At 68.4% G+C, this 12,211-nt stretch carries 11 protein-coding genes; 4 read left to right on the top strand and 7 right to left on the bottom strand.

Translation table 11 applies throughout. The annotated features are described in order from the left end of the window. Window positions 1–3: 3 nt before the first annotated feature. Window positions 4–510 carry a hypothetical protein gene (locus PVT71_RS02215; RefSeq protein WP_353472867.1) on the top strand — a complete coding sequence of 169 codons (507 nt, stop codon included), beginning with the start codon at window positions 4–6 and terminating at the stop codon, window positions 508–510. An 86-nt stretch (window positions 511–596) separates the two neighbouring features. Here the strand turns inward: PVT71_RS02215 and PVT71_RS02210 are convergent, their stop codons facing one another. Genes PVT71_RS02210 through PVT71_RS02200 form a run of 3 tightly spaced genes read right to left on the bottom strand, consistent with a single transcriptional unit; the run spans window position 597 to window position 3,219 of the window. After that, window positions 597–1,346, bottom strand: a complete 750-nt coding sequence (locus tag PVT71_RS02210) for a hypothetical protein (RefSeq protein WP_353472866.1) — start codon at window positions 1,344–1,346, stop codon at window positions 597–599. A gap of 14 nt (window positions 1,347–1,360) precedes the next feature. Beyond that, entirely contained in the window at window positions 1,361–1,897 is a 537-nt protein-coding gene (locus PVT71_RS02205) for a TadE family protein (RefSeq protein WP_353472865.1), read from the bottom strand. After that, the gene (locus tag PVT71_RS02200) at window positions 1,894–3,219 is read right to left on the bottom strand and encodes a Tad domain-containing protein (RefSeq protein ID WP_353472864.1); all 1,326 of its coding nucleotides are present in this window, start codon (window positions 3,217–3,219) and stop codon (window positions 1,894–1,896) included. Before PVT71_RS02200 ends, PVT71_RS02205 begins: the two co-directional genes overlap by 4 nt. Before the next feature lie 459 nt (window positions 3,220–3,678). Here PVT71_RS02200 and PVT71_RS02195 point away from each other — a divergent pair, with 459 nt between their 5' ends. Beyond that, a complete protein-coding gene (locus tag PVT71_RS02195) occupies window positions 3,679–5,115 on the top strand; it encodes a Glu/Leu/Phe/Val dehydrogenase (protein WP_353472863.1) in 1,437 nt (478 codons plus the stop codon). Window positions 5,116–5,260: 145 nt separating this feature from the next. Here PVT71_RS02195 and ribD read toward each other — a convergent pair whose 3' ends face one another. The 4 genes from ribD to PVT71_RS02175 all read right to left on the bottom strand — a co-directional run bounded on the left by ribD (window position 5,261) and on the right by PVT71_RS02175 (window position 7,767). After that, window positions 5,261–6,328 carry a bifunctional diaminohydroxyphosphoribosylaminopyrimidine deaminase/5-amino-6-(5-phosphoribosylamino)uracil reductase RibD gene (gene ribD / locus PVT71_RS02190; RefSeq protein WP_353472862.1) on the bottom strand — a complete coding sequence of 356 codons (1,068 nt, stop codon included), beginning with the start codon at window positions 6,326–6,328 and terminating at the stop codon, window positions 5,261–5,263. Between the two features lie 45 nt (window positions 6,329–6,373). Next, window positions 6,374–6,841: a transcriptional regulator NrdR gene (nrdR, locus tag PVT71_RS02185; protein WP_353472861.1), complete on the bottom strand. Its 468-nt coding sequence runs from the start codon at window positions 6,839–6,841 to the stop codon at window positions 6,374–6,376. Between the two features lie 176 nt (window positions 6,842–7,017). Continuing rightward, window positions 7,018–7,437, bottom strand: coding sequence for a secondary thiamine-phosphate synthase enzyme YjbQ (locus PVT71_RS02180; RefSeq protein WP_353472860.1), 420 nt, complete (start codon window positions 7,435–7,437; stop codon window positions 7,018–7,020). 78 nt (window positions 7,438–7,515) lie between these two features. Continuing rightward, window positions 7,516–7,767, bottom strand: a complete 252-nt coding sequence (locus PVT71_RS02175; RefSeq protein ID WP_353472859.1) for a hypothetical protein — start codon at window positions 7,765–7,767, stop codon at window positions 7,516–7,518. A gap of 210 nt (window positions 7,768–7,977) precedes the next feature. Here PVT71_RS02175 and PVT71_RS02170 point away from each other — a divergent pair, with 210 nt between their 5' ends. Both PVT71_RS02170 and PVT71_RS02165 read left to right on the top strand, forming a co-directional pair. Further along, window positions 7,978–8,652 carry an SDR family oxidoreductase gene (locus PVT71_RS02170; RefSeq protein WP_353472858.1) on the top strand — a complete coding sequence of 225 codons (675 nt, stop codon included), beginning with the start codon at window positions 7,978–7,980 and terminating at the stop codon, window positions 8,650–8,652. Window positions 8,653–8,794: 142 nt separating this feature from the next. After that, a complete protein-coding gene (locus tag PVT71_RS02165) occupies window positions 8,795–12,208 on the top strand; it encodes a transglutaminase family protein (RefSeq protein ID WP_353472857.1) in 3,414 nt (1,137 codons plus the stop codon). Window positions 12,209–12,211 lie beyond the last annotated feature (3 nt).

Below are 12,211 nucleotides of genomic sequence, written 5' to 3'. Positions count from 1 at the left end.
ACCATGGACGACAAGACGAACGACAAGATCCTGGCACGCGCCTCGGCGACCGGGCCGCGGCGGCTCATCGGCGTCGGCACGCTCGGCGGGCTGGGCCTGCTGCTGCTCTGGCTGGCGGTGACCGAGCCGCCCGCGCAGATCGTCTGGCTGGTCTTCCTGATCGTGCTCGGCGTCGCGGCGCTCTGGGTGGCGCAGGTCATGTGGCGCGCGACGAAGCGCGAGCTGCTGCTCACCGACGAGGCGCTGACCGACAGCTCGGGCGCGGTGATCGCGCGCATCGAGAACGTGGCGAAGGTGGACCGCGGCGCCTTTGCGCTGAAACCCTCGAACGGCTTCGCCCTGACCCTGAAGGAGCCGGGCGCGCGCGCCTGGCAGCCGGGGCTCTGGTGGCGCACCGGGCGGCGCGTCGCCGTGGGCGGGGTGACCGCCGCGCGCGACACCAAGCCGATGGCCGACATCATCTCGGTGCTCATCCTGCGCCGCGATGGCGAGGTCCCGCCGGAGTTCTGATCCCCGCGGGGACACGCATGCAGAAGGGCCGCAGCGATGCTGCGGCCCTTTGTCGTTTCGGAGGTCGTCGGTTCCGGGGCGGGGGCTTACCAGCCGCCGCTCCAGCTTGCCTCGTTGTTGTAGGTGCCGTCGGTGTTGTCGCAGTCCGTGGCGTTCTCGGCGTTGTTGTTGCAGAGCGATCCGCCCGGCGCGTCCTGATCGCCGTTGCCCCAGCCGTTGTTGCCGCTGTTCGCCCCGACGTAGAGCAGCTGCGGCGCGTAGCGCGGCTGGGTGAAGCTGTAGCTCTTGATCGGGAAGGCGGCGAGGCCGACGTTGAACACCGGGTGGTAGTCGTCCCAGGTCTCGACGAGGATCACCTGCGCACCGTCCGCCAGCAGCGGCAGGCGGTCGTGCATGCTCGTCAGGTCGGCGGTGACCAGCACCTCGGGATCGCCGCGCACGACCGACCATTCCACCGCGTACTTGTTGCTGGACTTCTTGTAGCTCACCACGGTGATCCGCAGGTCGGTGGGGTAGAGCTCGCCGTCCGAGAAGCCCGTCGTGGCGGCGGAGGCCTCGTCGTAGAGGTCGTCGCCGGTCCGGGTGAAGAGTTTCAGCAGCTTGTAGGCGTTGTCGATGTAGGTGTCGTCGATCTCGTCGGTCTCGCGCGACAGTGCGTCGCCGATCACGTAGTTGGCCTTCTGGTTCACCGACTGCTCGCGGAACACGTCGAAGTAGACCCAGCAGGCCGCGAAGATGATGATCAGGATCGGCAGAAGGATGATCGCCTCGAAGGTGACGTTCCCCTCGTCGGCGCGGGCGAAGCGCGACAGGCGGGTTTTCAGAGTGTTGGTCATCGTCTGGTCCCTCCTCACGTCGGCTCGTGGACGAAGGCCGAGGTCGCCACCAGGGCGGTGAAGCCTTCGTCATCCTTGTACATGGATCCGGCGAGCGCCCCGCCGGGGCTGATCGGGCGATACTTGTAGCAGGCGCGCAGGAACATTGTCTCGTGCTCGCGGCCGTTCACGAAGTTCCGCATGGGCGTCACGCTCAGGTTGGTGTCGACGCAATCGACCGAGGTCGCCGGGGCAACCCAGTCGCGCATGTCGAGCCCGACCATCTCGAGCTGCAGCGTCTCGACGCAGCTGCCGAGGATCGGCGCACGGTCGCAGATCATCGCCTTGAGCATGTCGGCGGTGTAGAGCGTGCCGGTGCCGATCTTGACCTCGCGCACGGTCTCGTCGAGCGCGCGGTCCAGCGCGGTCTGCCGCATGGTGCCGACACCGGCCTCGACGCTTGCGATCATCAGCCCGATGAAGACCGGGGTCCAGAGCGCGAAGGGAACGATCATCGAGCCCTCTTCGTCGCGGCCGAAGCGGCGCAGGGCGGTTTTCACAAAGCCGATCATTGGGTCAGCCTCAGCTGGTTGAGCGTGTGCGCGATGGTCGAGAAGGCTTCGGAGATCTCCGTGCCCTCGACGCGGAAGAAGTGCGAGGGCGAGGAGGCGCAGCTTTCCATGACGTCGGCGCCGTGGTCCTCCACCTCGAAGCCGATGGACCAGATGATGATCCCCTTGGCCTTGGCGGCGTCGCAGATGTTGCCGAGCAGCGTGTCGCCCGTGGTCGCGTCATACTTCTGGTAGTAGAAGTTGCCGCGCTTGTTGCTGTCCACGTATTTGTAGAGGTAGTACCAGAGGTTGTACTTGTTCCACTGCACGTACTCGGAGTCCGAGTTGTAGTAGTCGTCGCGGATGCGGAACGAGCGGTCATGCTGGCCGTCGGTCATCAGCACCACGGTCTTGAGCACGTCGCCGTCGTCATAGGCCACCGGGCGCCCTTCGAAGACCGACGAGACCTTGCCGTCGGCGATGAGGCCGCTGGCGATGTCGCGGGTCGACGGGTCGAGCAGGGCCGTGCCCCATTTCATCCCGAGGAAGATCGAGGTGCCGGCGCGCGGCGTCAGCTTGTTGATCTGCTGCTTGAGCGCCTTCGCGTCCTGGCTGAACGGGGTGATGCGCTCGTAGTCGTAGCGTGGGCAGACCGTGTCGGTGAGCGTGTTGGAGCCGGAGTAGTTCCACTGGAAGTGCTGCATCTGGTCGTAGGTGATCGACCGGTCGAGCGCCGTCGAGCCAAAGACCGACGCCGGCATCTCGAGGCAGTGCGAGTAGCCGTGCTTCCAGTTCACCGGCAGGTAGCTCAGGATCTCCGGCCCGGCGTTGACCTGCTCGGAGTAGGGCACCAGCGAGACCGAGATGAGATCCTCGTTGCCGGTGGAGAGCAGCGTGTCGACGAACTCTCCCGCGGCGGTCTTGAGGTTGTCCATCTTGCTGTTGTTGGCCATCGAGCCCGAGATGTCGACGACGAGCGAGACCTCGACCTTGTTGAAGCGCTCGCTGGCCTGGGCGTGACCGTAGGCCTGGGTCGTCTCGATGCCGAGAAGGCCCATGAAGTTCGACGGCATCTGCACGTAGCCGTCGGCGGTCACGGTCCGGTAGTTCAGCCCCTCGTCGATCTCGGAGGAGACCAGCGCGTCGCCGAGGCCCATCTTGGCCATGTAGTCGGAAACGACGGCGTCGGGCTCGAGGGTCTGGTCGAGGTCCGCGGCAGCCAGAACCGCCCGGTCGAGCGTGTTCTGCACCTTGGTCCGGTTCAGCTCGGTATTGACCATGTCGATGCCGATGCCGCCGAAAGTCATCATCACAAGCGACGCGACAAGGCCCAGATAGGACATACTGCCCTGTTCGTCATGGAGGAACGCATCGGCTAGGCGCAGCGGCGCCCTTGCCGAGGTCCTGCGCCGGCGGGATTTCTCCCGGCGGCATGGGGAATGCTTTTCCATGCTCTCGATACCCTTTTTCCGACCACTGCTTCCACAGGGCCCTCAAGACTCACCACACTACGAAGGAAACTATTCCCACCCATGATGGCTAAAATGCGGTATTTCTCGTGGCGAAAGTGGGACTTGAGGGGCCGGGCAGGTGACAATCGCCGGAGTCTCCGGGCTCCATTTCCAAGCGCCGAACAATCTGTCTTCCGGCGGTTAGCAAACGGTTTCGCCGCGGCGGGTTTTCCGTCAGAAATGGGGGGCCGCCGTCTCTCGCTCCTCCGGAAGTTCCGGCGCCGCGGCTGCAGACGGCTTTCCGCGCGAGGGCGCGGACCGGAAGCGTGACCAAGGTCAGGAGGAGGACCGATGAACGTGCTGCCATCCAACGAGCCGACATTCCGCCAGAGCGTGGATCTGATGTTCAACCGCGCCGCGGCGCTGATGGACCTTGCGCCGGGCCTCGAGGAGAAGATCCGCGTCTGCAACGCCACCTACACCGTGCGCTTCGGGGTGCGCCTGCGCGGCAAGATCGAGACCTTCACCGGCTACCGCTCGGTGCATTCCGAGCACATGGAGCCGGTCAAGGGCGGCATCCGCTACGCCGCCGCGGTGAACCAGGACGAGGTCGAGGCGCTGGCGGCGCTGATGACCTACAAGTGCGCGCTGGTCGAGGCGCCCTTCGGCGGCTCCAAGGGCGGGCTGAGGATCGACCCCACGCAGTACGAGGAGCACGAGCTCGAGCTGATCACCCGGCGCTTCGCTTACGAGCTGTGCAAGCGCGACCTGATCAATCCCAGCCAGAACGTGCCCGCGCCCGACATGGGCACCGGCGAGCGCGAGATGGCCTGGATCGCCGACCAGTACGCGCGGATGAACACCACCGACATCAACGCCCGCGCCTGCGTCACCGGCAAGCCGCTCAACGCCGGCGGCATCGCCGGGCGGGTCGAGGCGACGGGCCGGGGGGTGCAATACGCCCTGCGCGAGTATTTCCGCCATCCCGAGGACGTGGCCAAGGCCGGGCTCTCGGGCGGGCTCGAGGGCAAGCGGGTGATCGTGCAGGGGCTCGGCAACGTCGGCTACCACGCGGCGCGCTTCCTCTCCGAGGAGGACGGGGCGATCATCACCGGCATCATCGAGCGCGACGGCGCGCTCTACGATCCGGCCGGGCTGAACGTCGAGGCGGTGAAGGACTGGATGACCCGCCACGGCGGGCTGGTCGACTACCCCGACGCCACCCACACCCGCAATGGCGGGGCGGTGCTGGTCGAGGATTGCGACATCCTCGTTCCCGCCGCGCTCGAGGGGGTGATCAACCTCACCAACGCGCACAACGTGAAGGCCCGTCTGATCATCGAGGCCGCCAACGGCCCGATCACCGCGGGCGCCGACGACATCCTGCGCTCGCGCGGGGTGGTGATCATCCCCGACCTCTTCGCCAACGCGGGCGGGGTCACCGTCTCCTATTTCGAATGGGTGAAGAACCTCAGCCACATCCGCTTCGGCCGGATGCAGCGCCGGCAGGAGGAGGCGCGCCACCAGCTGGTGGTCAACGAGCTCGAACGGCTCGACGTCGCCATGGGCGACACCTGGAGCCTCGATCCGGCCTTCAAGGCGCGCTACCTGCGCGGCGCCGACGAGCTCGAGCTGGTGCGCTCGGGGCTCGATGACACGATGCGCACCGCCTACCAGTCGATGCGCGAAATCTGGCACGGCCGGGACGAGGTGACCGACCTGCGCACCGCGGGCTTCATCGTCGCCATCGACCGCGTCGCCAAGAGCTACAAGGCCAAGGGCCTCTGACCGGGGCGTTCCCGACCAGCCCGGGCGCGGACCTCCGCGCCCGGGCTGCCGCCGCGCCGGCCCCTTCATCTTTCCACAAATACTCCGGGGGTGCGGGGGCAGCGCCCCCGCGACCGGACGTGGCTGGCCGCGACCGCCTGCGCCGTCAGCGCATCCAGCGGTGCATCACGTCGCCGCCAAGCGCGCGGGTCTCGACCAGCCGGAAGCGCGGCGCCTCGGCCAGCGTGTCGACGCCCATGGCGCCGATGCCCGGCCGCCCCTCGGCGCCGAGCGCGATGCCGGCGGTGAAGCCGACCAGCTCGTCCACCAGATCGGCCGCCAGCAGCGAGGCGGCGAGCTGTCCGCCGCCCTCGCAGAAGACCCGCGTCATCCCCTTCGCGCCGAGCGCCGAGAGCAGGGCGCCCGGGTCCAGCCGCCCGGCGGTTACCCGGCTCTGGATCAGCGTCGCGCCGCAGCTCTGCCAGGCGCGGCGGGTCTCGCTCGCGGCCTCGGGGCCGTGCACGATCCACACCGGCACCTCGCGCGCGGTGGCGGCGAGGCGGCTCATCAGCGGCACGTCGATCAACCGCGAGGCGATCACCCGCACCGGCTGCGGAACGTCGCCCCAGCCGCGCACGGTCAGCTCGGGATCGTCCGCCCGGGCGGTGCCCGCGCCGACCATCACCGCGTCATGGTTTGCGCGCAGCCCGTGCACGACGCGGCGCGCCTCGGGGCCGGTGATCCACTTGCTCTCGCCGGTGGCCGTGGCGATCCGCCCGTCGAAGCTGCTCGCGAGCTTCAGCGTGACCCAGGGACGGCCGCTCTCGGTCTTGAGGAAGAAGCCGGCATGGTCGCGCGCGGCCTCCTCGGCCATCACGCCGGTGGTGACCTCGATGCCGGCCTTGCGCAGCATCTCGAAGCCCTGCCCGGCGACGCGCGGGTCGCTGTCGGCGATGGGGGCGACAACCCGCGCCACGCCCGCGCCGATCAGCGCCGAGGCGCAGGGCGGCGTCTTGCCGGTATGGGCGCAGGGCTCGAGCGTGACGTAGGCGGTCGCGCCGCGCGCCTGCGGGCCTGCGTCGCGCAGCGCCATGACCTCGGCATGGGGGCGGCCACCGGGCTGGGTCCAGCCCCGGCCGACCACGCGGCCTTCGCGTATGAGGACGCAGCCCACGGCGGGGTTGGGCCAGCACTTGCCCATGCCCCGCCGCCCGAGGCGGAGGGCGTGGGCCATGTGACGGGCGTCATCTGTCACGCGGAGATGCTCCCTGCTCGCGGATCACTTCTCGAGATGCAGGCCGGGGCGCAACTCGCTCACGAACTTGTCGAAATCGTCCGCGGCCTGGAAATTCTTGTAGACGCTTGCAAAGCGAACATAGGCCACGGTGTCGATCCGCGCGAGCGTTTCCATGACGATCTCGCCGATCTGCTTGGACTGGATGTCGGTCTCGCCAAGGCTTTCCAACCGCCGCACGATGCCCGAGATCATCTGGTCCACGCGCTCGGGTTCGATCGGGCGCTTCTGCAGCGCGATGCGGATCGAACGCTCGAGCTTGTCGCGGTCGAAATCCTCGCGGCGGCCGCTGTTCTTGATCACGACGAGGTCGCGCAGTTGCACCCGCTCGTAGGTGGTGAACCGGCCCCCGCAGGCCGGGCAGAAACGGCGGCGACGGATCGAGACATGGTCTTCTGCCGGGCGCGAGTCCTTGACCTGGGTGTCGATATTTCCACAAAACGGGCAGCGCATGCCTTCCCCCAATCACTTCGTTCCAACGCTGGTATGAGGTTATCCCTCATTTATCCACAGCCACTATAGGATAGCGCCCAGAAATTGGGTAGAGGTCAAATCACCCCTCTAGATGCGGGGCGCGCAAATTCTCCGGACCGTACAGAAATTGCTGCGAAATCACCCGCGGGCGGGGATCAGCCGCCGAGATGGGCCAATATCTCGCGCCGGTGCGGCGCGGTGCGGTGCTCGAAGACGTAGATGCCCTGCCAGGTGCCGAACCCGAGCTTTCCACCGGTGACCGGAATGGAGAGCGACACCGGCAGCAGCGCCGCCTTGATATGTGCGGGCATGTCGTCGGGCCCCTCGTAGGTGTGGGTCAGGTAGCCCATCGAGGGGTCGGTGCTCGGCGGCACAAGGCGGTTGAAGAACTCGGTCAGGTCGCTGCGCACCTCGGGATCGGCGTTTTCCTGGATCAGCAGCGAGGCCGAGGTGTGGCGGATGAAGAGCGTCAGCAGCCCGTCGCCGGTGCCGGTCCCGCTCACCCAGCGCGCGACGTCGCGGGTGATCTCGTAGAGGCCGGGGCCCCGCGTCTCGATGGTGAAGCTGGTCTGCATCCGGTGCGCCCCCGCGTTGCCTGCGACCTGCCTAGCAAGCGGGTGCGGCGATGGCCAGCGGCGCGGCCCTCAGGTCGCTCAGGCCGAGGCAGCGACGCAGCGCACCTGCGGCAGCTCGTCGTCCGAGTGGAAGAGCAGGGGCGTGCCGTCATCGGCGACGGCGGGCATGGTGGCGACCTGCTCGAGCGTGTCGCGGCAGGCGGCCAACTCGTGCGGGGCGACCTCGATCTCGATGACCGTGGCGGCCGCAGGGGTCAGCATCTCGGTCGCGGCGAAGGCGGCGACCGCGGTGCAGGTGGCGGCGGCGGTGAGCAGTGCGAGGCGTTTCATCGAGGATCTCCCTTACTGGTCGGCAGGAAAACGCCGGTCGCGCGAAAATCGTTCCATATCCGCCGGCTGCGGGGCGCGGGACGGGCGGCAAGGCGCTGCGGCATGGGCGCCCCGCCGGGCCGTGCTATCTTGCGGCTCAGCCGCGCCGGGGCGCCCTTTGCGCTGGCGGTGCGCCGATCGTCACGCGAAATGCCTACGGGAGGATTAAGCATGATCCGAAAGACACTCTTCATCACCGGCGCCTCCTCGGGGATCGGTGCGCAGACCGCCCGGGCGGCGGTCGAGCGCGGCTGGAACGTCGGGCTCTTTGCCCGGTCCGCGGACAAGCTCGCCGAGCTCGAGCGCGAACTCGGCCCCCATGCGCTGGCGCTGCCGGGGGATGCCGGATCGCTGGCCGAGCAGGACGCGGCGATGGCGCAGCTTGCCGAACGGTTCGGCGACGTGAACGCGGCCTTTGCCAATGCCGGCACGGGGCTCTCGCAGCCCGGCACGCGCAAGGGCGACCCGGCGGAATGGGAGGCGCTGGTGCGGCTCAACATCCTTGGCGTGCTCTGGACGGCCAAGGCGGCCTCGGCCTATTTCGTGAAGAACCGCGGCCATCTCGTGCTGACCGGCTCGGCCGCCGGGCGCACGACGATCAAGGGCTCGGTCTACGGCGCCTCGAAATGGTTCGTGCACGGCTACGGCGGCAACCTCGCCGAGGAGTTCCGCGAATGGGGCGCGCGGGTCACGGTGATCGCCCCCGGCATGGTCGACACGCCGTTCTTCGACGAGGCCAAGCCCGACAAGCTCAAGCCCGAGGACATCGCCCGCTCGGTCATGTTCGCGCTCGAGGCCGATCCGCGCGCCAACGTGCGCGAGGTCTTCGTCATGCCGGTGAACTGAGGGCGCGGCAGCCGGAGCCCCGCGCCGCCTGCAGAACGGGCGGCGCGGCAACGGTCGCTGCCGCGAGGTCACGCAAGCCTTTACAAGGGCAGGCCAAGTCGCTCAGGTGTGGGAGGTTTCCTTCATCCGCGGACCCCACCGAATGGCGATTACGGCAAGTATCCACCACCTGACGCATTACAAGTACGACCGCCCGGTCTCGCTCGGTCCGCAGATCATCCGGCTGAGACCCGCGCCGCACTCGCGCACCCGGGTCATCTCGCATTCGCTGAAGGTCTCGCCCGAGGGGCATTTCGTCAACCACCAGCAGGACCCCTATGGCAACTGGCTGGCGCGCTTCGTCTTTCCCGAGCCGGTGACCGAGTTCAAGATCGAGGTCGACCTCGTCGCCGACATGACGGTCTACAACCCTTTCGACTTCTTCGTCGACGAAAGCGCCGAGGCCTTCCCCTTCGAGTATTCGCAGGACTTCGCCGAGGATCTGTCGATCTACCGCAAGCCCGAGGAGGCCGGGCCGCGGTTGTTGGCCTATCTTGACACGATCGAGAAGAGCGCGCCGCGCACGGTGGATTTCCTCGTCGGGCTGAACGCGCGGCTCGAGAGGGACATCGGCTACATCGTCCGCATGGAACCCGGCGTGCAAACCCCCGAGGAGACGCTGCAACTGGCTAAGGGCTCCTGCCGCGACACCTCGTGGCTGCTGGTGCAGATCCTGCGCCACCTCGGCTTCGCGGCGCGTTTCGTGTCGGGTTACCTGATCCAGCTGAAACCCGACCTCGTCTCGCTCGACGGTCCGGCGGGCACCGACCACGACTTCACCGACCTGCACGCCTGGTGCGAGGTGTTCATCCCCGGCGCGGGCTGGATCGGGCTCGATCCCACTTCGGGCCTGCTGACCGGCGAGAGCCACATCCCGCTCGCCGCCACGCCGCATTACCGCAACGCCGCGCCCATCGTCGGCGGCTATTCCGCCCCGCCGGACACGCAGACCGACTTCGACTTCGCCATGGAGGTGACGCGGGTGGCAGAGCATCCGCGCATCACCAAACCCTTCTCGGAAGAGGCATGGCAGGCGCTCGATGCGCTGGGCGCGCAGGTCGATGCCGAACTCGACGCGCAGGACATGCGGCTGACCATGGGCGGCGAGCCCACCTTCGTCTCGATCGACGACTTCGAAAGCGCCGAGTGGAACACCGCCGCCGTCGGCCCGCAGAAGCGCAGGCTGGCCGACGAGCTGATCCGCCGGCTGCGCGAGCGCTTCGCGCCGGGCGGCTTCCTGCACTACGGGCAGGGCAAGTGGTACCCCGGCGAGACCCTGCCGCGCTGGACCTTCTCGCTCTACTGGCGGCGCGACGGCAAACCCGTCTGGAAGAACCCGGACCTCGTGGCGAAGGAGACCGCCAAGGGGGCCGATGCCGCGCAGGCCGATGCCTTCATGACGAAATTCGCCGAGACGCTCGGGCTCGGCGGCGACTACGTGCAGCCCGCCTACGAGGATCCTGTCGAGTGGATCCTCAAGGAAGCCGACCTTCCGATGAACGTGACGCCGGAGGATTCCAAGCTCAAGGACCCCGAGACCCGCGCCCGCATCGCCCGGGTCTTCACCCGCGGGCTCGACCAGCCGGCGGGCTTCATCCTGCCGCTGCAGCGCTGGCAGTCGAAGGCGAGCGGGCCGAAATGGCGCTCCGAGCACTGGAAGACCCGGCGCGGGCATCTCTTCCTCATTCCCGGTGACAGCCCCGTCGGCTTCCGCCTGCCGCTTGGCGCGCTGCCCTACGTGGCGCCTTCGGCCTATCCCTATGTCTACCCGACCGATCCCAGCATCCCGCTAACCGACCTGCCGGATTTCCACGCGCTGCAACAGGAGCGCCGCCAGCGCCTCATGGAGGAGCTGGAACGCATCGCCGAGGAAGAGCGCGAGGCCGCCGCCGCGCTGCCCGAGGTCACGCCGGGCCACGCGCAGCCGGTCAGCGCCGCGCGCGACGCCGGGCGGCGGCAGCGCATCATGGAGCAGGGGGTCGACCCGGCGGGCGGCGCGGTGCGCACCGCCATCGCCATCGAGCCCCGCGACGGGCGGCTCTGCCTCTTCATGCCGCCGGTGGAGTCGCTCGAGGATTACCTCGACCTGCTCGCCGCCGCCGAGACCACCGCCGAGGAACTGGGCCTGCCGATCCACATCGAGGGCTACACCCCGCCGCATGACGCCCGGCTCAACGTGATCCGCGTCGCCCCCGATCCCGGGGTCATCGAGGTCAACGTGCACCCGGCGCACAGCTGGGAGGAGTGCAAGGCGATCACCAACGGCGTCTACGAGGAGGCGCGGCAGTGCCGCCTCGGCGCCGACAAGTTCATGATCGACGGCAAGCACACTGGCACCGGCGGCGGCAACCACGTGGTGGTGGGCGGCGAGACCCCGAACGACTCGCCCTTCCTGCGCCGCCCCGACCTCATGCGCTCGATGATCCTGCACTGGCTGCGGCATCCCTCGCTCAGCTACCTCTTCTCGGGGCTCTTCATCGGCCCGACCAGCCAGGCACCGAGGATCGACGAGGCACGGCACGACAGCCTCTACGAGCTGGAGATCGCGCTTTCCCACTTCCCGGCGCCGGGGCAGGGCGAGCCGCCGTTGCCGTGGCTCACCGACCGGCTGCTGCGCAACATGCTGATCGATGTGACCGGCAACACCCACCGGGCCGAGATCTGCATCGACAAGCTCTACTCGCCCGACGGCCCCACCGGGCGGCTCGGCCTCGTCGAGTTCCGCGGCTTCGAGATGCCGCCCGACGCCAAGATGAGCCTTGCCCAGCAGGTGCTGATCCGGGCGCTGCTGGCGCGGTTCTGGAAGTCCCCCATCCAGGGCAAGCCCGTGCGCTGGGGCACCACGCTGCACGACCGCTTCATGCTGCCGCATTTCGTCTGGGAGGATTTCCTCGACGTGCTGCGCGACCTTGGCGATCACGGTTTCACCTTCCGCCCCGAGTGGTACGAGGCGCAGCGCGAGTTCCGCTTCCCCTTCGCCGGCGAGGTCGAGTACGAGGGCGTCCACCTCGAGCTGCGGCAGGCGCTCGAGCCCTGGCACGTGCTGGGCGAGCGCGGCGCCATCGGCGGCACCGTGCGCTACACCGACAGCTCGGTCGAGCGCATGCAGGTGCAGCTGACCGCCACCGAGCCCGGCCGCTACATCGTCGCCTGCAACGGCCGCGCCGTGCCGATGACCGGGACCGGCGCCTCGGGCACCCGCGTCGGCGGCGTGCGCTTCAAGGCCTGGCAGCCCGCCGAGGCGCTGCACCCGACGCTGCCGGTGAACGCGCCGCTGACCTTCGACATCTTCGACACCTGGACCGGCCGCGCGCTCGGCGGGTGCCGGTATCACGTGGCGCATCCGGGCGGGCGCAACTACGACACCTTCCCGGTCAACACCAACGAGGCCGACGCGCGCCGTCTTGCCCGGTTCGAGAAACTCGGGCACACCCCGGGAAGCTACTGGCCCGCGCCCGAGACGCCGCATCCGGAGTTCCCGATGACGCTCGACCTGCGCCGCCGTCCGGGGATCTGATGC

The organism is Salipiger sp. H15, assembly GCF_040409955.1.
Lineage (GTDB): Bacteria > Pseudomonadota > Alphaproteobacteria > Rhodobacterales > Rhodobacteraceae > Salipiger.
Note: the sequence above shows the minus strand (reverse complement) of the source record. Positions and strands in the feature narration are given on the sequence as shown.

What these genes read in the sequence shown, in the direction of transcription:
- PVT71_RS02215 (WP_353472867.1), top strand. Translation starts at nt 4, where the DNA reads ATGGACGACAAGACGAACGACAAGATCCTGGCACGCGCCTCGGCGACC.
- PVT71_RS02210 (WP_353472866.1), bottom strand. Translation starts at nt 1,346, where the DNA reads ATGACCAACACTCTGAAAACCCGCCTGTCGCGCTTCGCCCGCGCCGAC.
- PVT71_RS02205 (WP_353472865.1), bottom strand. Translation starts at nt 1,897, where the DNA reads ATGATCGGCTTTGTGAAAACCGCCCTGCGCCGCTTCGGCCGCGACGAA.
- PVT71_RS02200 (WP_353472864.1), bottom strand. Translation starts at nt 3,219, where the DNA reads ATGTCCTATCTGGGCCTTGTCGCGTCGCTTGTGATGATGACTTTCGGC.
- PVT71_RS02195 (WP_353472863.1), top strand. Translation starts at nt 3,679, where the DNA reads ATGAACGTGCTGCCATCCAACGAGCCGACATTCCGCCAGAGCGTGGAT.
- ribD (WP_353472862.1), bottom strand. Translation starts at nt 6,328, where the DNA reads ATGGCCCACGCCCTCCGCCTCGGGCGGCGGGGCATGGGCAAGTGCTGG.
- nrdR (WP_353472861.1), bottom strand. Translation starts at nt 6,841, where the DNA reads ATGCGCTGCCCGTTTTGTGGAAATATCGACACCCAGGTCAAGGACTCG.
- PVT71_RS02180 (WP_353472860.1), bottom strand. Translation starts at nt 7,437, where the DNA reads ATGCAGACCAGCTTCACCATCGAGACGCGGGGCCCCGGCCTCTACGAG.
- PVT71_RS02175 (WP_353472859.1), bottom strand. Translation starts at nt 7,767, where the DNA reads ATGAAACGCCTCGCACTGCTCACCGCCGCCGCCACCTGCACCGCGGTC.
- PVT71_RS02170 (WP_353472858.1), top strand. Translation starts at nt 7,978, where the DNA reads ATGATCCGAAAGACACTCTTCATCACCGGCGCCTCCTCGGGGATCGGT.
- PVT71_RS02165 (WP_353472857.1), top strand. Translation starts at nt 8,795, where the DNA reads ATGGCGATTACGGCAAGTATCCACCACCTGACGCATTACAAGTACGAC.